Annotated in this window: 22 protein-coding genes and 1 riboswitch; of the genes, 18 read left to right on the top strand and 4 right to left on the bottom strand. The window is 29.3% G+C overall.

Annotated elements, in window-relative coordinates; all coding sequences use genetic code 11:
- The first annotated feature begins 22 nt into the window (after window positions 1-22).
- The 4 genes from minD (at window position 23) to JJC01_14960 (ending at window position 2791) form a co-directional block, all read left to right on the top strand.
- Window positions 23-820: a septum site-determining protein MinD gene (gene minD / locus JJC01_14975; GenBank protein UDN57470.1), complete on the top strand. Its 798-nt coding sequence runs from the start codon at window positions 23-25 to the stop codon at window positions 818-820.
- 17 nt (window positions 821-837) lie between these two features.
- Window positions 838-1122: a cell division topological specificity factor MinE gene (gene minE / locus JJC01_14970; GenBank protein ID UDN57469.1), complete on the top strand. Its 285-nt coding sequence runs from the start codon at window positions 838-840 to the stop codon at window positions 1120-1122.
- 84 nt (window positions 1123-1206) lie between these two features.
- Window positions 1207-2337: a rod shape-determining protein RodA gene (gene rodA / locus JJC01_14965; GenBank protein UDN57468.1), complete on the top strand. Its 1131-nt coding sequence runs from the start codon at window positions 1207-1209 to the stop codon at window positions 2335-2337.
- A 40-nt stretch (window positions 2338-2377) separates the two neighbouring features.
- Window positions 2378-2791, top strand: a complete 414-nt coding sequence (locus tag JJC01_14960) for a methylglyoxal synthase (GenBank protein UDN57467.1) — start codon at window positions 2378-2380, stop codon at window positions 2789-2791.
- Window positions 2792-2936: 145 nt separating this feature from the next.
- Here JJC01_14960 and JJC01_14955 read toward each other — a convergent pair whose 3' ends face one another.
- Window positions 2937-4130: an FprA family A-type flavoprotein gene (locus JJC01_14955; GenBank protein UDN57466.1), complete on the bottom strand. Its 1194-nt coding sequence runs from the start codon at window positions 4128-4130 to the stop codon at window positions 2937-2939.
- A gap of 307 nt (window positions 4131-4437) precedes the next feature.
- On the opposite strand from JJC01_14955, the gene JJC01_14950 reads away from it, so the two are divergent.
- From JJC01_14950 to JJC01_14910, 9 genes are all read left to right on the top strand, one after another.
- Window positions 4438-6282, top strand: coding sequence for a TIGR03960 family B12-binding radical SAM protein (locus JJC01_14950; protein UDN57465.1), 1845 nt, complete (start codon window positions 4438-4440; stop codon window positions 6280-6282).
- Between the two features lies 1 nt (window position 6283).
- Window positions 6284-6982 carry a DUF2344 domain-containing protein gene (locus JJC01_14945; GenBank protein UDN57464.1) on the top strand — a complete coding sequence of 233 codons (699 nt, stop codon included), beginning with the start codon at window positions 6284-6286 and terminating at the stop codon, window positions 6980-6982.
- 19 nt (window positions 6983-7001) lie between these two features.
- Window positions 7002-8423 (top strand): Rne/Rng family ribonuclease, encoded by a 1422-nt coding sequence (locus tag JJC01_14940; protein ID UDN57463.1) that lies wholly within the window; start codon window positions 7002-7004, stop codon window positions 8421-8423.
- Window positions 8424-8523: 100 nt separating this feature from the next.
- Window positions 8524-8835 (top strand): 50S ribosomal protein L21, encoded by a 312-nt coding sequence (rplU, locus tag JJC01_14935; protein UDN57462.1) that lies wholly within the window; start codon window positions 8524-8526, stop codon window positions 8833-8835.
- 14 nt (window positions 8836-8849) lie between these two features.
- Window positions 8850-9167: a ribosomal-processing cysteine protease Prp gene (locus tag JJC01_14930; GenBank protein UDN57461.1), complete on the top strand. Its 318-nt coding sequence runs from the start codon at window positions 8850-8852 to the stop codon at window positions 9165-9167.
- 13 nt (window positions 9168-9180) lie between these two features.
- On the top strand, window positions 9181-9471 hold the full coding sequence (gene rpmA, locus JJC01_14925; GenBank protein UDN57460.1) for a 50S ribosomal protein L27: 291 nt from the start codon (window positions 9181-9183) through the stop codon (window positions 9469-9471).
- Between the two features lie 110 nt (window positions 9472-9581).
- Window positions 9582-10859 carry a GTPase ObgE gene (gene obgE, locus JJC01_14920; GenBank protein UDN57459.1) on the top strand — a complete coding sequence of 426 codons (1278 nt, stop codon included), beginning with the start codon at window positions 9582-9584 and terminating at the stop codon, window positions 10857-10859.
- A gap of 29 nt (window positions 10860-10888) precedes the next feature.
- Window positions 10889-11257: a YhbY family RNA-binding protein gene (locus tag JJC01_14915; GenBank protein UDN57458.1), complete on the top strand. Its 369-nt coding sequence runs from the start codon at window positions 10889-10891 to the stop codon at window positions 11255-11257.
- Between the two features lie 93 nt (window positions 11258-11350).
- A riboswitch (SAM riboswitch) is annotated at window positions 11351-11457 on the top strand.
- A gap of 103 nt (window positions 11458-11560) precedes the next feature.
- On the top strand, window positions 11561-12763 hold the full coding sequence (locus JJC01_14910) for a homoserine dehydrogenase (GenBank protein ID UDN57457.1): 1203 nt from the start codon (window positions 11561-11563) through the stop codon (window positions 12761-12763).
- Window positions 12764-12894: 131 nt separating this feature from the next.
- Here the strand turns inward: JJC01_14910 and JJC01_14905 are convergent, their stop codons facing one another.
- Window positions 12895-13461, bottom strand: a complete 567-nt coding sequence (locus JJC01_14905; GenBank protein UDN57456.1) for a tyrosine-type recombinase/integrase — start codon at window positions 13459-13461, stop codon at window positions 12895-12897.
- A 268-nt stretch (window positions 13462-13729) separates the two neighbouring features.
- On the bottom strand, window positions 13730-14989 hold the full coding sequence (locus tag JJC01_14900; protein UDN57455.1) for a sporulation integral membrane protein YlbJ: 1260 nt from the start codon (window positions 14987-14989) through the stop codon (window positions 13730-13732).
- Between the two features lie 124 nt (window positions 14990-15113).
- Between JJC01_14900 and JJC01_14895 the strand changes: the two genes are divergently transcribed.
- The 5 genes from JJC01_14895 to JJC01_14875 all read left to right on the top strand — a co-directional run bounded on the left by JJC01_14895 (window position 15114) and on the right by JJC01_14875 (window position 20660).
- Window positions 15114-15827 carry a FadR family transcriptional regulator gene (locus JJC01_14895; GenBank protein ID UDN57454.1) on the top strand — a complete coding sequence of 238 codons (714 nt, stop codon included), beginning with the start codon at window positions 15114-15116 and terminating at the stop codon, window positions 15825-15827.
- 117 nt (window positions 15828-15944) lie between these two features.
- On the top strand, window positions 15945-17219 hold the full coding sequence (larA, locus tag JJC01_14890; protein UDN57453.1) for a nickel-dependent lactate racemase: 1275 nt from the start codon (window positions 15945-15947) through the stop codon (window positions 17217-17219).
- A gap of 16 nt (window positions 17220-17235) precedes the next feature.
- Entirely contained in the window at window positions 17236-18024 is a 789-nt protein-coding gene (locus tag JJC01_14885) for an electron transfer flavoprotein subunit beta/FixA family protein (GenBank protein UDN57452.1), read from the top strand.
- 13 nt (window positions 18025-18037) lie between these two features.
- Window positions 18038-19258 (top strand): FAD-binding protein, encoded by a 1221-nt coding sequence (locus tag JJC01_14880; GenBank protein UDN57451.1) that lies wholly within the window; start codon window positions 18038-18040, stop codon window positions 19256-19258.
- Between the two features lie 10 nt (window positions 19259-19268).
- The gene (locus JJC01_14875; protein ID UDN57450.1) at window positions 19269-20660 is read left to right on the top strand and encodes an FAD-binding oxidoreductase; all 1392 of its coding nucleotides are present in this window, start codon (window positions 19269-19271) and stop codon (window positions 20658-20660) included.
- A 304-nt stretch (window positions 20661-20964) separates the two neighbouring features.
- Here the strand turns inward: JJC01_14875 and JJC01_14870 are convergent, their stop codons facing one another.
- Complete coding sequence (locus JJC01_14870; GenBank protein UDN57449.1) at window positions 20965-22245, bottom strand: nucleotidyltransferase; 1281 nt, start codon at window positions 22243-22245, stop codon at window positions 20965-20967.
- Window positions 22246-22342 lie beyond the last annotated feature (97 nt).

Genomic DNA, 22342 nt, shown 5'->3' with positions numbered 1-22342 from the left:
AAGAAAAATAGGGGGTAGTATTATGAGCGAAGTTATAGTTATAACATCCGGTAAAGGTGGAGTTGGAAAAACTACTACCGCAGCAAACTTAGGAACTGCGCTAAGCCTAGAAAATAAAAAAACTGTAGTTGTAGATGCAGATATTGGACTTAGAAATTTAGATGTAGTAATGGGTCTTGAAAATCGAATAGTTTATGACATAGTAGATGTTGTTGAAGGAACTTGTAGGCTTAAGCAAGCTCTAATAAAAGACAAAAGATTTGATAATCTATATTTATTACCAGCAGCACAAACTAGGGATAAAAATGCTGTATCAGTTGAGCAAATGGTTGACCTATGTGAAAAATTGAAAGAATCTTTCGAGTATGTAATAATAGACTGCCCAGCAGGTATTGAACAAGGATTTAAAAATGCAATAGCAGGTGCAGATAGAGCTATTGTGGTTACAAATCCAGAGATATCAGCAGTAAGAGATGCAGATAGAATAATAGGTCTATTAGAAGCAAATGAAATAAAAGAAATAAGATTAGTTATAAATAGAATTAGAAATGATATGGTTAAGCGTGGAGACATGATGGACAAACAAGATATAATAGAGATACTAGCAATAGATTTATTAGGTCTTGTTCCTGATGATGAAAGTATAATTATATCAACAAATAAAGGTGAACCAGCAATACTTGATTCAAAATCTCTTGCTGGTCAAGCATACAAAAATATCGCAAAAAGGATACTAAATGAAGAAGTTCCTCTACTTGAACTTGAAGTTGAAGATGGATTCTTTGGTAGACTAAAAAAAATGTTTAGCATGGCTAAGTAGCAAAGGAGGATACATCTGTGTTAGATTTATTTAGAGTTTTTTCTAACGAAGCTAAAACTAGTAAATCTGTTGCTAAAGAGAGGTTAAAACTAGTTTTAGTTCATGATAGAGTAGATTGTTCACCACAACTTTTAGAGATGATAAAAACAGATATTTTAAAAGTAATAGCCAACTATGCAGAAATAGAAGAAGATGGCCTTGAAATCAAAATGTCTAAATGCAGAGGTGAACATGATGACAAACCTGTATCTGCATTAGTTGCTAATATACCATTAAAGAATATTAAAGATAGATGTATGTAATTAGTGCTTAAAAGGGGGATATCCTTATTGGTATATGCCCCTTTTATTTAATTATATGTTTAAAGATAGAAAGACGGTGATTCTTTGAAAAAAATCAATATTAATTATAAGTCGACAATTAAGTTGATAAAACAGTTAGACTGGAAACTTATAGTTACAGTATTAGCTATCTTTATTTTTGGGCTTGTTATACTTAGTAGTGCAACACATGCTAATTCTACAGGTTCATATAATCAATTAGTTAAGCAAGGACTAGCTTTTGTGCTTGGAATAGGAATGATTATAGTAATACTATTTTTTGATTATAATCTTCTAGGAAGGTACTATAAGGCTCTTTATATAATAAGCCTTGTTTTATTAGCTGTAGTTTTATTACCTGGAATTGGTACTGAAAAAGGCGGTGCGAGGTCTTGGATTAACTTAGGTCCACTTGATTTGCAGACTTCTGAAATAGTAAAATTAACATTTATACTTAGTTATGCAAAGATACTTGAGACAAAGAAGGATAAATTAAATACATTAAAAGAGGTTATACCTGTTGTAGTTTATTCTCTCCCATTCATTGGATTACTACTTGCTCAACCAGACTTAGGAACAGGAATTGTATTTTGTTGTATGGTATTTGCAATGCTGTTTACAGCAGGTCTTAGTTCTAAGCTAATAAAAAGAGGAATAATAATACTCTTGGTATCAATGCCATTGATGTATTTAATGATGGCAGACCATCAAAAAGTAAGAATAGAAGCCTTCCTAAATCCAGAAGATGTAACCTTAAAAGGAAACTATCAGGTTATGCAATCTTTGATAGCAATAGGCTCTGGTGGTATGACTGGAAAAGGTCTGTATAATGGAAGTCAAAACCAAGAAGATTTCTTACCAGTACAAGATAGTGACTTTATATTTGCTGTTGTGGGTGAAGAACTTGGTGTAATAGGAATGACAGTGCTTATAATCTTATTTGCAATATTTTTATTACGGATTTTAGCAATTGCAAGAGATGCTAAGGATTTTTATGGGACCCTCATTGTAGTTGGTGTTATGGGTATGTTTGCTTACCAGATAATTCAAAATATTGCTATGACTGTTGCGTTAATTCCAGTAACAGGAGTAACATTACCTTTTGTAAGTTATGGAGGAAGTTCACTATTAACATCTTTAGCCAATCTAGGATTAGTACTAAATGTGTGTATGAGAAGAAAGAAAATAAATTTCTAAGTGTAAGAGTTCTAAACATAAATTGAGGAGATTGAGTATAATGAATATAGCATTAGTAGCACATGACCAAATGAAAAATACCATAGTAGGATTTTGTATAGGTTATGAATCAATTTTAAAAAAATATGGACTATATGCAACTGGAACTACAGGAAAAAGAATAATGGATGAAACTGAATTAAAGATTACTAGATTGGCATCTGGACCTTTAGGTGGAGACCAGCAAATAGGTTCTTTAATCGTAACACAAGAAATAGATTTAGTTATCTTTTTAAGAGACCCACTTACATCTCAACCTCATGAGACAGATATACAAGCTTTGATAAGACTTTGTGATGTGTACCATGTTCCAATAGCTACAAATCTAGCTTCTGCAGAAATATTTATAAAAGCTCTTGATAGGGGAGAACTATCATGGAGAGAAGTTAGGAAGAGCAAAAGTCAACGTGTTTAATAAAAGTAAATAATATATAAAATTAAGAGGTAGCTAAAATAGCTACCTCATTTTAATTTGTTCTATAAGATAAAAACTCTAATGTGAGTTTTTTTATATAATTTAAATGATGGAATATAGATATATGTCATTTAAATAAAAATAACTATTTAACTAATTTTGCAAATTCTGCACCAAACTCCATACATTCTTTTAATGTTTCCTCACTAGGGAAGAATTTTTTCTTAAGAGATTCTACAGGCATTTTGAATGTCATAGCTTTAAGTAAAGTTTCAGCCATAGTTATACCTTCACCACTCCAACCAAATGAACCAAATACTCCTGCTATCTTACCTTGGTTAGCCATTGGGTCTATAACAGAGAATAAATCCCACATAGGTTTAACCATTGTTTTATTTATAGTTGGAGAACCTAATAGTATTACTTTTGATACTACTAATGTATCATGCATTTCTGTTAATGTCATATTTTCTAAATCATATAATTCAGCTTTTGCACCTTCTTTATCAAGTCCCTCTTTTATCTTTTTAGCCATTTCTAAAGTATTGCTATAAGCTGATAAGTAGAATATAGAAACTTGATTTTGATTAGTTGTATTAATAGCTTCTGTAGACCACTCAACATATCTCTTTACAGCAGCCATTGGGTCTTTAGTAAGCATTGGACCATGAGAAGTTAATATAGTATCAAATTCTAAGTTTAGCCCTACAACCTTGTCTACAGCACTCAACACGTGCTTAGCAAATGGCTTAACTATGCAATCATAGTAATGTTTAGCTGATTTTAGATAATCTTCACTGTTTACTACTTCTGAATCAACACTTGCAAAATGACAACCAAATGCGTCACAAGTTAAAAGAGTCTTGTCCTCTTCAATGTAAGTAAACATTGTATCAACCCAATGTAAGAATGGAGCAGTTATAAATTTAAGATTTCTCTTACCGATATTTAAAACTTCACCATCTTTTATTACATGACAATTAAAAGGTCTATTTATTTGACCATCTAAGTATAATTTAGCAGCTTTAGTACAATAAACTTCTATATTAGGATTTAAATCTAATAAGTATTTTAAACTACCAGCATGGTCTGGCTCTGTGTGATGGACTACAACATAGTCAATTTTAGCTATATCAGTAACTTCTGATAAATTACTTAAAAATTCATCCTTAAAATTTGCTTTTACTGTATCAAATAAAACCGTTTTTTCGTCCTTTATTAAGTAAGAATTATAAGTTGTCCCAAACTCTGTTTCCATTATTATGTCGAATACTTTTAAACCTTCATCTACTACGCCAGTAAAGTAGATATCTTTTTTTACTTCGAAAACTTTACTCATTTTTAACCCTCCTAAAAATTATCATTATATAAATAACATACCCCATTTTGAGGTCAGTGAAACAAAAGATGTCATTATAAGTCATCAAAAACATAGTTTTATGTTTATAATATATCATATTTGGTAAAAAATCTGTATTTTAATAAAAATTTAATATAAAATATTTTTAGATATACTATTTTGTGAATAATATAGATTTTAAATTCAATATTTTAGTTATATTTTTGATAGAAAATATTTTATCGTGTATAATATTACTTATAAATAAGAATAAAAATAAAGAACTTGTTTGGAGGAATTTTAATAAATGAATAAAGTAGACTTGAAAAAAATCTTAAAAAAAGTAGAAAAGCCTGCTAGATATCTTGGGAATGAAATAAATTCAATTCATAAAGATACTAGCAATAGTGAATTGATAAGATATGCACATTGTTTTCCAGACCTGTATGAAGTTGGGATGAGTCACTTAGGAAGTCATATATTATACGATGTAATAAACAAAGATGAAGATGTATTTTGTGAGAGAGTATATTCTCCTGCTGTTGACATGGAAAATATAATGAGAGAAAAAAATATACCATTATTTGCATTAGAGTCAAGAGAGCCTATAACAAACTTTGATTTTGTTACTTTTACACTTCAATATGAACTTTCATACACTAATATCTTAAATATATTAGATTTAGCCAATATACCAATATTAAAAGAAGAAAGAAAATTGGAAGACCCATTTATAATGGTTGGAGGTCCTTGTGCTTATAATTCGGAACCTTTAGCAGATTTTGTAGATATAGTAATATTAGGTGAAGGTGAAGAAGTTAACTTAGAAGTAGTAAATGAGTATAAAGAGTGGAAGAAAAATAAAACAACTAGAGGTGATTTTTTATACAGAATATCAAGTATAGAAGGAGTATACATACCAAGTTTTTATGATGTTAAATACAATGAAGATGGTACAGTTCAAAGTGTAACTCCTAATAGAGAAGGGGTTACTAAGAGTCCTACTAAGAGGATAATAAAAAATGTTGAAACTGTAGATTATCCAGAAAAATTAATAGTACCTTATATAGATACTGTTCATGATAGAATAGTGTTAGAATTGTTTAGAGGCTGTACAAGAGGATGCAGATTTTGTCAAGCTGGTATGATATACAGACCAATAAGAGAAAAGAGTGTTGAAAGACTTAAAGAGATACTTGACAAATTAGTTAAGAATACTGGATATGATGAAATATCATTATCATCACTTAGTACAAGTGACTATAGTAAGTTGTCTGAGCTTACTGATTATTTAGTAGATGAATATGCATCTAATAATATAGGAATTTCACTTCCATCGCTTAGACTAGACAATTTCTCAATGGAGATTGCTGATAAAATACAACAAGTAAGAAAATCTGGACTTACTTTTGCTCCAGAGGCAGGAACTCAGAGACTTAGAGACGTTATAAATAAAGGTGTTACAGAAGAAGACTTAGAAAATGCAACAGAAAGAGCTTTCGAAATGGGATGGAATAGTGTTAAACTATACTTTATGATTGGTTTGCCAACTGAAACTTATGATGATTTGGATGGAATAGCCAAATTAGCTTATAAAGTTATTGATATTTATAGAAAAGTAAATGGAGGTAAGCTAAAAAGAAGTTTTAGTGTTACAGTAAGTACATCTACATTTGTACCAAAACCATTTACACCGTTCCAATGGCATGGTCAAGATACAACAGAGGAAGTAGTTGATAAGCAAAGACATTTAGTCAATAAATTGAGAAATAACAATATAAAATATAACTATCATGATTCAAAGACTAGCTTGATGGAAGCTGTAGTAGCTAGAGGAGATAGAAAGATAGGAAAAGTTATATATGATGCATTTAAATTAGGTGCAAAATTTGATGGCTGGGCAGAACACTTCAGTTTAGATATATGGAAGGAAGCTATGGAAAAAAACAATCTTTCTATAGACTTCTATGCACATAGAAATAGAGGATATGAAGAGGTATTCCCTTGGGACCATATAGATGTAGGTGTAAGTAAAAAATTCTTGATTAGAGAAGATGAAAATGCTAAAAAAGAAAAAATCACTTCTGATTGCAGACATAATTGTAATGGTTGTGGAATAAATATACATGATATAGGAAGGGGGCTTTGTTAATATGAGTAAAATAATTAGAGTCAAATTTAAAAAAGAAGGTGATATGATATATATATCACATCTTGACCTTCAAAGATTATTACAAAGAGCATTTAGGAGAGCTGAAATAAATTTATCACATTCTCAAGGATTTAACCCTCATCCTAAGATGAGTTATGGTAATGCTTTAGCATTAGGGACAGAAAGCCAAGGCGAGTATGTGGATATTGAGATAGAAGATGATTTATTGGTAGATGAGTTTTTAGATAAAGTGTCAGTTCAGCTTCCAGAGGGGATAGAATTTATTAAAGCAAAGGAAATTGATAGACAGACACCTTCTCTTTCTTCCGTAATAGATTATGGAGAGTATCTGTTTAATATAGATTTAAAAAGGTCTTTGACTAAAGAGTTTGTAAAAAGAAAAGTAATTGACTTTATGAATAATAAAGAGATAATCATAACAAAAAAGAATAAAAAAGGAAAATTGGTTGAAGTTGATATAAGGCCCATGATAAGAACTTTTGATGTTTTAAATTTAGAAGATGAGCATATTACTCTTACTGCTACTATAGCTACAGGTTCAAAAACTAATTTAAATACTAATATACTTATTCCTAAAATGTTAGAGATGTTTGAACTGGATATTGACCCATTAGAAGTTGATATATTGAGAAGAGATTTATATGTATTAGAAGATGGGGAATTAGTGACTCCTATGTAAGTTCGTGAGAGGTGAAGTTGTGAAGAAGATAGTTATTGAGTCCTTAATAGGGTCTCAGAAAACAGCAGTGCTTGAAGATGGAAAGTTAGTAGAACTTTTTGTTGAAGATAACTTAAATAAAAAAACTGTATCCAATATATATCGTGGAATTGTAAAAAAAGTTATACCAGGAATAGAAGCATGTTTTGTAGATATTGGATTTAAGAAACTTGCTTATTTACAGTTAAAAAAAGAAAGTACCATAAAATCTGGTCAAGAGATTTTGGTTCAAGTAAATAAAGAAGAAATTGGTACTAAGGGTGCAAAATTAAATACTGAAATTAGTATATCTGGAAGGTATATTGTCTATATACCTTCCAACGACAGAACTACTATATCAAATAAGATTACTGATGAAAGAGAAAGATTTAGATTAAAAAAAATCACAAAAGCAGTGAATAAAGAAAACTTGGGATTAATAATAAGAACTGAAGCTCAAGGCTGTACTCATGATGAAATAAAAAAAGATATAGAAGAGTTAAAATTAAAGTATGATAATATTTTAAAAGAATATAAACTTGGTATGGGACCAAAGCTATTATATAAGTCCTTAGATTTTGCAACTAAATATGTAAAAGATAATGTAAATGATGAGATTGAGTCTATAATTATCAATAATTATGATAAATATCATGAATTAAAACCTATTTTGAAGCTTATAAATAATGATTATATTGATAAATTATACCTTGAAGAAAATAAAGATGTATTTGATTTATATAGAATAGAATCTCAAATAGAAAAATTATTAAATGAAAAAGTATGGTTAAAGAGTGGTGGTTATTTAATAATAGAAAAAACAGAAGCTCTTACTGTTATAGATGTAAATACAGGTAAGTTTGTTGGAACTGGTAAACTTGATGAGACTGTTTATAAAACAAATATTGAAGCTGCAAAGGAAATTGTGAGACAGCTTAGAATTAGAGATATAGCTGGAATAATAATAATTGATTTTATTGATATGTATAAAAAGAAATATCAAAATGAGGTATTACACATACTAGAGGAAGAGTTTAGTAAAGATAAGAGAAAAGCTGAAGTGTTAGGAATGACAAAACTTGGCTTAGTAGAAGTTGCAAGACGAAGAGAAAAAGAGTCTATTGATAAGTATTATTTAATGGCTTGCCCATGCTGTGATGGAACGAAAACTATAAAATCTATACATCATATAGTGGATAGTGTCGAAAAAGAAATTATGAGAATAAGTGAGCATACAGTTTATAAAAACGTAATAATAGAATTCAATGATTTTGTTTTTAAACAAATAAAAGAAGATTATATGGATATAATTGATAAAATTGGTGAAAAATATAATATGAAAATTTCTTTAAACGCAAACTGCGCATTAAAACACAACAAAACAAATGTTATTTTTGATAAAATAGTTGACAATAAAATGTAAATATTTTATAATTAATAATTGTAATGCCGCACAGTAAAGGTCTAAATCTTCTAATGAAGTACCTTGTACTGGCGAGTTTGAGACCGAGGAGGTGTATTTAATGTACGCTATAGTAAAGACTGGTGGAAAGCAATATAAAGTTTCTGAAGGTGATGTATTATTCGTTGAAAAGTTAGAAGCTAACGCAGGTGATGTTGTTACTTTAAACGAAGTATTAGCTTGCTCTAAAGATGGAGAATTAAAATTAGGTTCTCCAGTAGTAGAAGGAGCATCTGTTCAAGCAAAAGTTGTTGAACAAGGTAAAGCTAAGAAAGTTATAGTTTTCAAGTATAAAGCAAAAAAAGATTACAGAAGAAAACAAGGACATCGTCAATCATATACTAAGATAGTTGTAGAGAAAATCAACGCTTAATTATTGGACTAGTTATGATAAAGGTTAAATATTATTATAATGATGATTTCTTGTTACAAGGTTTTTGTTTAAAGGGACATGCTGATTTTGCTGAAATAGGCTATGATATAGTTTGTTCTGCAGTTACGTCTAATGCTATTGCAGTTATAAACTCTTTAGACAAGTTACAAAAGATTGAATTTGAAAAGGTAGTAGGAGAAGAAGGGCATATAGAATGTATAGTTAAAGATGCATATCTAAAAGATGCACAGTTATTACTAAATCACTTTCAATTAGCGGTTGAAGAAATTAAACGGGAATACCCAAAAAATATAAAAATTTTAAAAAAGTAGGGGGTGACTCCATATGTTAAACATGAATTTACAATTATTAGCATCTAAAAAAGGGGTAGGTTCTTCTAAAAATGGTAGAGATTCTATATCTAAAAGATTAGGTGTTAAGAGATTCGATGGGCAATTAGTAACTGCTGGAAGTATAATAGTTAGACAAAGAGGAACTAAAATACATCCAGGAACTAATGTTGGAAAAGGTAGCGATGATACTTTATTTGCATTAGTTGATGGTACTGTTAAATTCGAAAGAAAAGACAAGAAGAGAAAAAAAGTTAGTATATATCCAGTAGCAATAGCTGAGTAATATACATAAAAGGAGTGTTGATGCACTCCTTTTTCTTATAATACTGATGAATTTATAATAGTATTTTTGGTAAAGCTAATTAAAAGTTTTTAATTAAGTAGGTGAAGAATTTGTTTATAGATAAAGCGAGAATATTTGTAAAAGCTGGAAATGGTGGAAATGGTTCGGTAGCATTTAGAAAAGAAAAATATGTTCCAGCTGGTGGGCCAGATGGTGGAGATGGTGGTCGTGGAGCGAGCATCATATTTGAAGTTGATTTAGGTCTTAGAACATTAATGGACTTTAAATACCAGAAAAAATATCAAGCTCAACACGGTGGCGACGGTAGCAAAGGTAAAAGGGCTGGTAAAAATGGAGAAAGCTTAATATTAAAAGTACCAGCAGGTACAGTAATAAGAGATGAAGCTACAGGTCTTGTACTAGCAGATTTAAAGAAAGAAGGAGATACAGCAGTAGTTGCAAAAGGTGGTATAGGTGGTAAAGGTAATCAACACTTTGCAAATGCAGTAAGACAAGCTCCAGCTTTTGCAAAGTCTGGTACAGATGGAGAAGAAAGATGGATAACTCTTGAACTTAAAATGATAGCAGATGTAGGTCTTTTAGGATTTCCAAATGTAGGTAAGTCAACATTTTTATCAGTTGTAACCAAAGCTAAGCCCAAAATTGCAAACTATCATTTTACAACATTGACACCAAATTTAGGTGTTGTTCAAACTAAGTTTGGAGATAGTTTTGTACTTGCTGATATACCTGGAATTATAGAGGGTGCTTCTGAAGGTATAGGATTAGGTCATGAATTCTTAAGACATGTTGAGAGAACTAAGGTATTGATACATATTGTAGATATATCTGGACTGGAAGGTAGAGACCCAATTGAGGATTTTGACAAAATAAATGATGAACTTAAATTATATAATGAGAAGCTTTCAACAAGACCTCAGGTTGTAGTTGCAAATAAATTTGATATATTGGAAGATGAAAGCCAATTTGAAAAATTTAAGGATGAATTAGAAGGTAGAGGATATACAGTATTTAAGATGTCTGCAGCAACTCGTCAAGGAATAGATGATGTAATTGCCTACGTTTCTAAAATGTTAAAAGAAGTAGAAGATGTGGAATTAGTTTCAGAAGAAGAAATGTATAGACCAGAACTTGATATTGGAACAGAAGAAGGATTGAACATAGATGTTGAAGATGGTTTATATGTAGTTACAGGTAAGGCACTTAGAAGAATAATGTATTCTGTAAATTTTGATGATATGGAATCACTTCAATATTTCCAAAAAGCTATGGAAAGTCAAGGTGTATTTGATAGGCTTAGAGAGATGGGAATTGAAGATGGGGATGTAGTTAGAATTTACGAATTGGAATTTGAATTTTACAATTAATTTTGATATAGAATTATAGAGGTGATAATATGTTAAAAGGAAAGCAAAGAGCATATTTAAGATCTTTAGCAAATACTTTAAAGCCTACTACACAAATTGGTAAGGAAGGCGTTACAGAAAGCTTTTTAGAGCAATTAGAGGATATGCTAAGAGTTAGAGAACTAGTAAAGGTTACTATACTAGAAAATGCAGGTCTTGATGCTAAAGAAACTGCTAATGCAGTATGTGAAGCTTTAAGAGCAGAGTTTGTTCAAGCTATTGGTTTTAAGTTTACTATTTACAAGAGAAATATTGATGAGCCCAAGATACTTTTTCCAGGTCATGAACAGGCAAAAGCTAAGGTAAAAAATAACAATGTTACAAAAAAAGGTAAACCAACTAAAAGAGCAGTTAGATAATTAATTAGATTATTTTAGAAGAAATAAGTTAAAAAATATAGTGACAATTGGGAAAAATTGTATTATACTATTAACAATAAATTTAAATTAGCAATCTTATCAAGAGAGGCAGAGGGACTGGCCCTATGAAGCCCGGCAACCAGTATATTTTAATATACATTGGTGCTAAATCCTGCAGCAATTACGCTGAAAGATGAGTATAAACCCGTCATATGGCTTGAGTTTATACTCAAGCTTTTTTAATTGGCATATTTATATATATAAATAAATTAATATAATCAAAAGTGATGGGGGTATGTAACAGTGAAGATAGGAATACTAGGGTATGGAACAGTAGGAAGTGGATTAATAGATTTAATAGAGAATAATACTTTAAAAAGAGAAATAGAAATAGCTGGAATTTTAGTTAAAAATAAAGAGAAACATAAATCAAAGAGATATTTTGATAAGGTAACAACAGATATAGAAGATATATTTAACAAAGAAGTTGATATATTAGTTGAAGTAATTGGAGGACTAAATCCAGCTCTTGATTATGTAACAAGAGCTCTAAATAAAAAAATACATGTAGTAACAGCAAATAAAGATTTATTAGCTGAAAGAGGTAGTGACCTTATAGAGCTGGCTAACTTAAATGATGTTAGCATTAAATTTGAAGCATCAGTAGCAGGTGGTATTCCAGTTTTAAAGCCATTAATAGAATCATTAGAAGGTAATAATATAAAAAGTATAAATGCTATTTTAAATGGAACATGCAACTTTATATTATCAAAGATGTATGATGAAAATTTACCATATGATGTAGCTTTAAAACAAGCACAAGAACTAGGATTTGCAGAAGTTAATCCAGATGCAGATGTATTAGGATATGATAGTGCTAGAAAACTATCTATATTATCTACTTTATCTTATGGGAAAATAGTGTATTGGAAAGATTTGTTATTAGAAGGAATAACTTCAATAGATGAAAAGGATATAGAATATGCTAAGAAATTAAATTGTAAGATAAAATTAGTTGCTAGAAGTAAATATGAATTGGGAGAAGTAAGTGGATTTGTTAGACCTGCATTGGTGGATAATGATAATATGCTGTCTAAAATAGATAATGAGTTTAATGTAGTAATTATAGTGGGAGATTCTGTAGGAGAACTTTCTTTTGTAGGTAAGGGTGCTGGAAGAGGTGCAACAGGAAGTGCTGTTTATGCTGATATCATAGATATAATAGATAATAGGAGTTCAAATATAAAGTCTTTTTCAAAAGGTAAATTGGATTTGAGTGGGCTTATAGAAGATGAATGTAGTGCAGTAGTTAGATTTAGTGAATATAATAAAGATGGAATTTTAAAATGTTTAGATAAATATGTAGATAGCTATAATATTATAGATGAAGAAGAATTTGCTATTTTTATAAATGCAAAATCAGAACATGAAATTGATAGGTTCTTAGAAGATGTAAAGAGAAATGAATATAGTAAGTCAGTTAAAAAACTATTAAAAGTAGATTAAAATATCTATGTAATGACTGTAAAAATTTAAAGGTGAAGAAAAACAAAAAGTTTATTTTGTTTTTCTTCACCTTTTTAACAGCTGGTGACTTAATAAGATAATAGAAAAATAGATAGATTATAACATTTTACTTATTCAATAAAAAAATTTTCACTCGCCTCGTTAATAGCTTGCTGAGTTACCCTTATATATCGCTGTGTAGTGGCTACAGAGCTATGGTTTAAGAGTTCCTTAACTAATTCTAAGTTATTGTTACTCTTTTCAAATTGAGTAGTAGCATAGAGCTTTCTAAAGCTATGTGTGCTTATGTTATACAAATTTAAGTATTTACAAATTATTCTCAATTGTTTCTGGATAGCTTTTGTCTTTATATTTACTAAGTAGTCATCTGATTTAAGATTATACTTTCTTGCATGTTCATTTATAGATTCAATTATATTTTTGTTAACAGGTCTATACTGTAGTTTACCTGTCTTTTTTTCATTTATTTCCAACATATTACCTTTAAAATTACCTATTTTTAATCTTAAAATATCTGATATTCTTAGACCTAAATTAGCTTCTAACATTAGTGCTAATGCAACCTTAGGATTCTTTCTAAATCTTTTTTCAACGCCATTTTCACTATAAATAAAGCCCGTATGTAGTAGTTCCATTATCTTTTTATATTCGTCTATTTCTATAGGTCTTGTTGCCATTTTCAACCACTCCTCTTAGTTTGATTTGATAAGTTTAGGTCGGTATTTATTATATAATATAAATGAAATATTATATATTGGAAAAATATACCAATTACTTTATATAAGTGTGCTATATGTGATTAAGGAGAATTTTTGAAAAATATTGTTATAAAAATTTATCAAAATTGTGATGAAATAACTATGCTGATAAAGTAATTAAAAAGGTTATTAAGATTATGACAAATATAATTAGAAAATGGAAGCATTTAGTTAATTTTTATACATTTTATTTTTTTCGAAATAAGTTTTTTATAAAAAAAGTATTTTTATATCTAATTAATTTTCCACTTGTAGATAAATTTCTCATGTGTTTTTTAGCAACAAATAAAGCTGAAATTAAGTAGATTATTATTACAATTTGAAGAATAGTGTCATAATAGCTAAGATAATAGAACCAAATTAAGTTATTATATATAACATTATATGTATCAGCAAAGCTAGAAACTAATACAGTAGAGTTTGCAATAGGATAAAGTATAAAAATAAATAAACCTGCTAAAAGTCCATGTGCAAACTTACTTAATATGTATAATTTTAAGTCTATATCTGTTTTTGATAAAAATGTACAACATTGAGCTAGTATGGACAATCCGCTAAATCCTATCAGAAAACTAGCCAAAGATGCTCTTAGGATTTCTGGGGCACTTGTTATACTAGATACCTTATTACAACCAATTGTGATTTCAAATAGACCGCTTACAAATGCTTGACAGAGCTCCTTATTGACACCTAAAAGTGAAAGTGGTAAATATATAACTGATGCTATTAAAGAGATTACATTAAATAGTGATAGTATTTTAAATACTACCGAAAAAACAATTACAAATCCACCAACTGTAAGTAATGTATTTACTCCATTAAAGACAGCATTTCCAAATAGAACAAAAAAACCATTACCACTAGAACTTCTAATATTAATTATGTTTTTTATGTTTGTTTTTAAATCTAATTTTGTCTTTGGAAGATTTTCATTTCCATAATTTCTGAAAAAAAGACCAACCAATATAGTTCCCAAGTAATGGCATAAAATCATCAAGTAACCTAAATTTGAATTTTGAAACATACCTGTACCAACTGAGCCTATTATAAATAAAGGTCCTGATGTAGAACAAAAAGATACCAGTCTTTGGGCTTCATGCTTAGAAATCTGTTTATTGCTTCTAAATTCAGAAGCTAGACTTGCTCCCACTGGATAACCAGATACTGCTGATATTGCAAAAGCTAAAGCACTTTTTCCTGATACATTAAACACAAGTCTAGTTATGGGATTAATAATAAACCCTATAATATCTACTATTTTTAAATCAACAATTAGGTTTGCACCAATTATAAAAGGGAGTAGCGATGGGACTAGAACATTAGACCATATGGAAAAACCCTCTCTTGCAGATTTTATAGCTTCATTTGGGTATAAGATAATGCCTAAAACTAGAACCCCAACTATGATAGCTGGAGCGAAAAAACCAATAATTTTATTTTTTTTCATAATATCACCTGTAAATTTGAGTTATAAGATATTATATTAAAAGTAACAAAAATATATGAATGTAATGGCTTAAGATATATAATAGATATATATTATAACAACGACTACTACATGGGAGGAAAAAATGTTTAATAGTATAGCTAGTAAAAAAGTTTATGAACAAGTAATTGAGCAAATTCAATATAAAATATTAAATGGAGAGTTAAAAAAGGGTGATAAACTACTATCTGAAAGAGAATTATCTGAACAAATGAATGTAAGTAGAACCTCTATTAGAGAAGCTATCAGGGTTTTAGAAACTATGGGTGTGATAGAAAGTAGACAAGGTGAGGGTAATTTTATATGCACAAATATAGAAAAAACTTTAATAGAACCTTTATCTATGATTTTTAAACTGAATAATGGTACACTTGAAGACATACTAGAGCTTAGAATAATTTTAGAAATTGAGATTGCAAAACTTGCTTCAAAGAGAATAACTTCTTCTGAATCTATAGAATTAAAAAGTATAATAGATGAAATGAGAATAGAAACCAATAAAAAAGATAATAATCAAATTTTGGTTTTATTAGATCAAAAATTTCACAGCAAATTGGCTACAATAAGTAAAAATTATTTAATTCAAAGTCTTTTTATAACAGCCTCAAAATTGTTTGATGGATTTATAGAGGATGCAAGAGAGAAGATAATTGCAGAACCTTTAAATGAAACTATCTTGCTTAAGCAACATGAAGCTATATATAAGGCAGTTATAGAAAACAATACTGAACTTGCACATGAAAAAGCGAAAGAGCATATGAGATTTATAAGTAAAAACTACAGAAAAAATGAAAATTAAAAGTTTGTTATAAAATAAATTATTCTTGCAAATAGAAGATAATGGTACTATTATATAAATGTAAAACTGGTATGACCACATACCAATTTTATAGTTTATTATAATGGGAGATTAAAGATGGTAAAGTTAAAAGTACCTTATTCAAAGCAAGGAATGATTTTAGAAATACCTAACAAACGTTTTCTTGGTGTCTTGGAATCAAAATCGGATAATTATGTAGAACATAAGACACAAGAAGAAATAGTTGAAGAATCTATGAATAATCCAATAGGCTCTTTATCATTGGAAGAGTTAGTTAAAGGAAAAAAGAATGTAGTCATAATTACAAGTGACCATACAAGACCTGTTCCAAGTAAAGTAACTATGCCAATTCTTTTAAGAAGAATTAGGAAAGCTAATCCTAAAATTGATGTGAAAATTATAATAGCAACTGGTTTTCATAGGCCAAGTACAAGAGAAGAATTAGTTTATAAGATGGGAGAAGAAATTGTAGATAATGAAGAAATAATCATGCATATATCTACTGATGATGAAGCTATGTGCAAGGTGGGTGTATTACCTTCAGGTGGGGATTTATATATAAATAAACTTGCATATGATGCAGAACTTTTAATCGCAGAAGGTTTTATAGAACCACACTTTTTTGCAGGTTTCTCAGGAGGAAGAAAAAGTGTACTTCCAGGAATAGCCTCTGCAAAGACTATAATGTATAACCATTGTAGTGATTTTATAGATAGTGACAATTCGAGAACTGGAAAATTAAAAAATAATCCTATTCATGAAGATATGGTATATGCAGCTAAGGTTGCCAAACTAGCATTTATATTGAATGTTGTAATAGATAAAGAGAAAAAAGTAATAGCATCATTTGCTGGTGATGTCGAAAAAGCACATACCCGAGGTTGTGAATTTGTAACAGAACTCTCAAAAGTAAATTCCATAAAGTCTGATATTGTAGTGAGTACAAATGGTGGATACCCATTAGACCAAAATATTTATCAAGCAGTTAAGGGTATGACAGCAGCAGAGGCTACCTGTAAAGAAGGTGGAGTAATAATAATGATTGCAGCATGTAATGATGGTCATGGAGGTCAATCCTTTTATGAAAATGTAGCAAATGCAGATTCTCCAAAAAAACTTTTAGAAAAAATTAGAAGTGTTGACAGATGTGATACAATTCCAGACCAATGGGAATTTCAAATATTAGCAAGAATACTATCTAAGTATACTGTAATAATGGTAACAGATAAGTGTAGTCCTGAAATGATAAATAAAATGCATATGAAACATGCATTTAATTTTAAGGATGCTTTAGAGATGGCTACTAATATAGTCGGTGAAGATAGTAAAGTTACAGTTATACCTGATGGAGTATCAGTGATAGTTAAATAAAAAAGGGGTGTAGTTTATGGAAATTTTGACATGTATTAAACAAGTACCTGGGACAACCACAGTAGAGGTTGATGAATCCACAGGTGTATTGAAAAGAGATGGAGTAGATTCAAAAATGAATCCTTATGATTTATATGCTTTAGAAACAGCACTTAGAATAAAAAACGACATAAAAGCTAATTTAAAAGTACTTACTATGGGTCCTCCGCAAGCAAAGAAGGTAATAGAAGAGAGTTTTATGATGGGGGCAGATGAAGGAGCTTTAATAAGCGATAGAAGATTTGGAGGGGCAGATGTCTTGGCAACTTCTTACACTATATCGCAAGGTATTAAAAAAATGGGTAGAGTAGACTTAATAATTTGTGGAAAACAAACTACTGATGGTGATACAGCGCAGGTTGGACCTGAAGTAGCCGAGTTTTTAGATATACCTCATGTAACTAATGTTACAAAATTAATTGAAATCAAAGAGAAAAGCATAGTTGTTGAAATAGATATGCCAAATGATTTACAAGTATGTGAAATTGAGTATCCTTGTTTGATAACAGTAGAAAAAGATATTTTTCAACCAAGATTGCCTTCATTTAAGTTAAAGTTAGAAACTAAAGAAAGAAAAATACCTGTGTACAGTTTAGATGATTTTGAAGATAAGGACGAAGATAATTATGGATTAAATGGTTCCCCTACTCAAGTTGTAAGAATATTTCCTCCTAAGCCAAATACAGATAAAAATATTATGAGAGGAAATCCAGAAGAGTTAAGTTCTGTGCTTATAAATAAATTAGAGGAATTAAAATTAGTCTAAGGGGGAAGAAGAAATGTCAAAAATAGTTGTAAATCAAGATAAAATAACTGATTTAAAAAGAGTACTAGAAATTTGTCCTTTTGGTGCTATAGAAGAAAAATCAGGTAAGGTAGAAATAAGTGCTGGCTGTAAGATGTGCAAATTGTGTGTCAAAAGTGGACCCAAAGGTGCATTTGAATTTATAGAAAGTAATAAAGCAAAAATAAATAAGGATGAATGGAAGGGAGTGGCAGTATATGTAGAACATCATAATGGAAATATACATCCTGTAACATATGAACTTATAGGAAAAGCTCGCAAAATGGCATCAAAAATAAAGCAACCTGTATATTGTGTATTTGTAGGAAAAGATATAAAAGATAAATGTAAGAATCTTATCTCCTATGGTATTGATGAAGTATTTGTATACGATGAAGATGAATTTAAAGAATTTAGGATAGAACCATATGCAAAGGCAATAGAAAACTTTATAAATAAAATAAAACCAACAATAATGTTGGTTGGTGGAACTACATTAGGTAGGTCATTAGCTCCAAGGCTTGCTGCTAGATTTAAAACAGGGCTTACAGCAGATTGTACAATACTTGATGTGCAATCAAACACTGATTTAGACCAGATAAGACCAGCATTTGGTGGAAATATAATGGCTCACATAAATACACCCAATAATAGACCTCAATTTGCCACTGTAAGATATAAAATATTTTCAGCTCCAGAAAAGGTAGAAAATGCTACAGGAAAAATAACTTTATGTGAAATAGAAAAAAAAGAATTAAAATCTAAGATTAAAGTACTAAGTGTAAAAGAAAAAAATAAAGAAGTTGGTCTTGAAGAAGCAGAAGTAATAGTAGTTGCAAGTAGAGCAATAAAGAAACAGGAAGATATGGATATGATATATAAATTAGCTGACAAGTTAAATGCTCAAGTAGCAGGAACAAGACCAATTATAGAAGCGGGTTGGATAGATGCTAAAAAACAAATAGGTCTTAGTGGTAGAACTGTAAAGCCTAAATTAATAATAACTTGTGGTGTATCTGGAGCTGTTCAATTTGTTGCAGGAATGCAAGGAGCTGATTATATAGTAGCTATAAATAAAGATGATAAGGCACCTATACTTGATGTAGCACACTTAGCTTTAATAGGAGATATTTATGATATTATTCCTAAATTGATAAAAAAAATAGAAAATAAAAAAAATGATAAGCAAATATATGTGGCATCAGCAGCTGAATAGGGGGATAGAGATGTATAAATCAATTGATAAAAAAGATATAGATTTTTTAATAGATATTTGTGGAGATGAAAATGTAGTAGTTGGAAGTGATATAAATGAAGATTTTTCACATGATGAACTTGGAGGAATAGAAAAATATCCTGAGGTTTTAGTAAATGTGATTGAAACCGAGCAAGTATCTAAAATAATGAAATATGCATATGAAAACAATATACCAGTTACGCCAAGAGGACAAGGAACTGGTCTTGTAGGAGCTGCTGTTGCCATAAATGGTGGAATAATGATTAATCTATGTAAAATGAATAAAATACTTGAGGTTGATTATGAAAATCTAACATTGACAGTAGAACCAGGAGTTTTGCTTATGACAATAGGTCAATATGTTCAAGAGAGAGACTTATTTTATCCACCTGACCCAGGTGAGAAGAGTGCTACAATAGCAGGTAATATAAATACTAATGCAGGTGGAATGAGAGCAGTAAAATATGGTGTTACAAGAGATTATGTTAGAGGTCTTGAAGTAGTATTACCAAATGGAGAAGTTATAAATATAGGGGGAAAAGTAGTTAAAAATAGTTCTGGATATAGTATAAAAGATTTATTAATAGGTTCAGAAGGAACTTTAGGAATAGTTACAAAAGCGATATTAAAATTGCTTCCTTTACCAAAGAAAAGTGTAAGTTTACTTATACCTTTTCCAAATTTATCAATGGCAATAGAAACTGTTCCTAAAATAATAAAATCGAAATCAATACCAACAGCCATAGAATTTATGGAGAGAGATGTAATATTGGCTGCGGAAGAATTTTTAGGTAAAAAGTTTCCAGATAATACATCAGATGCTTATCTTCTACTTACGTTTGATGGAAATAGTATTGAAGAAATTGAAAAAGAATATGAAAAAGTTGCTAATCTGTGTTTAGAAAATGGAGCATTAGATGTATTTATATCAGATACGCAAGAAAGAAATGATTCCATATGGTCAGCCAGAGGTGCTTTCTTAGAAGCTATAAAGGCATCTACAACAGAAATGGATGAATGTGATGTCGTTGTACCAAGAGACAAGGTAGCAGAGTTTATAAGATATACTCATGAGCTTCAAGATGAGTTAAAAATAAGAATAAAAAGTTTTGGTCATGCAGGTGATGGAAATCTACACATATATATATTAAAAGATAGTATGGATGAACATACTTGGAAAGTAAGATTAAAAGAAGCTTTTGACTGTATGTATAAAAAATCTAGAGAACTTAATGGTCAAGTCTCAGGTGAACATGGTATAGGATATGCAAAAAAAGAGTATTTACATGAATCAAAATCAGATGCCTATATGATGTTAATTAAAAATATAAAAATAGCTTTTGACCCTAAAAATATTTTAAATCCAGGAAAAATATATTAAATATATAAATGTTATTTTTAAACATAAAAGTTATAAAAAACAGGTTTAAATTTAATAACTTAAATTTACTTTTTAATGTTAATAGTATTTGTAAATATTAATATTATTTATAAAGATTTTAGGATGGCAATGTTTATTTAACTTTAGAAATATGAAATATTATTTAAGTTAAGTTGGTGTTACCATCCTAAAAATATGAATACACATGTGAAGCGTATTTTATCTATAAAAAATATTTGTAATTATAAATACATCTTATTAATTTAATGAGGTTATTTAAAATTGATAAGGTTATTTAAAAAACTTATTTTACATATATTGGACGAGTGTAAAAGTCCATAGGACCTTTTACTAAATCTTGATTATTTCTATAATATACTGAGTTGTATATATTTGTAGATTTTATATCATAACTTATAAGTGTTTTAAAAATAGCATCATCTAATGAAAATGATATATTTGAAAATTTATTTATTATGTCTATGTTAGATTTATTTTTTATCTCTTTTAGAACTTCTCTACCTTTGTCATTAAAAGCAAGTATTCTTATATAAGGAACAATATCTATATCTTTTACAAGGTGAATATCGCTTTTTTTTATGCCTAACAATATATTATTTAAAGTTCTCTTGATTTTAGTTAAAGTATATCTCTTAGATTTAATTGATAATTGTAATTCGTATAAAGAATTAGATGTAAAAATATCTTTGTAAATTTTATTTTCTATACCTTCATTTACTTCAAAATAATCCTTTAAATTGGATATGTCCCTAAGTATGATTGTCTTTAAAGTATCAAAAAATAATTCATCAAACATAGGAAAAAATTTATTATCTATTTTTTCGTTTAATATACTATAAGTTTTTTCTGGAATAACTTTTTTTAATTGAGAGATATTACAATTTTCCTTAAGTGAAGTTCTTATAGCAGTAGCAGAGCAAATACTATTATTAATTTCTTTAGAGTTGTACTCTGACTGAACTCTGGAAATAGTAAATGGCTTTATATTGCTGTTTAAATTGATAAGATTTTTTATATATTCTATACCAAGTATATTATTTGATGAATTTAATATTTTTAATAATTGTTCTTTTGTAGTTTTTTGAGATAAGTCGTTGTTTTCATATTGGTGTATATAATCAAAAAGTGAATTAGCTCTAGCCACTGGAAATAACATACCATCATCTAAATATTTTTTTAAAAGTAATTTAAATTCTTTTGGCTCATTTGCTAAAATCTCTGCAATACTATAAAGAATATCTGTGTTTCCCTCTTCACTACCAAAACATACAGAACTTATGCAGTTTAGAGAATTTAAAATTGTGATGGCACCATGAGAAAAAATTTCGGCACTTTGGCAAGCAAACATAGTTGGTAATTCTATAACTAAGTCTACACCATTTTCGACAGCAATTTTTGCTCTAGTATATTTATCAAATAAAGCGGGCTCACCTCTTTGAAGAAAGTTTCCACTCATGATTGCCACTGTATGTGTTGCATTTGTTTTTTCTATAGATTTAGATAAATGATAGATATGTCCATTATGAAATGGGTTATATTCAACTATTAATCCAAGTATATTCATAAAATGCTCCTTTTTCCTTTGTTTATTTTATCTATATTGTAATTTATTATAATATGTATAAAATTTAAATTTTTAATTACCTAGCTAAAAAACATAA

The sequence above is a fragment of the Clostridioides sp. ES-S-0010-02 genome, assembly GCA_020641055.1.
GTDB lineage: Bacteria > Bacillota > Clostridia > Peptostreptococcales > Peptostreptococcaceae > Clostridioides.
The sequence above is the reverse complement of the archived record's forward strand: the minus strand, read 5'-3'. Positions and strand labels throughout refer to the sequence as shown.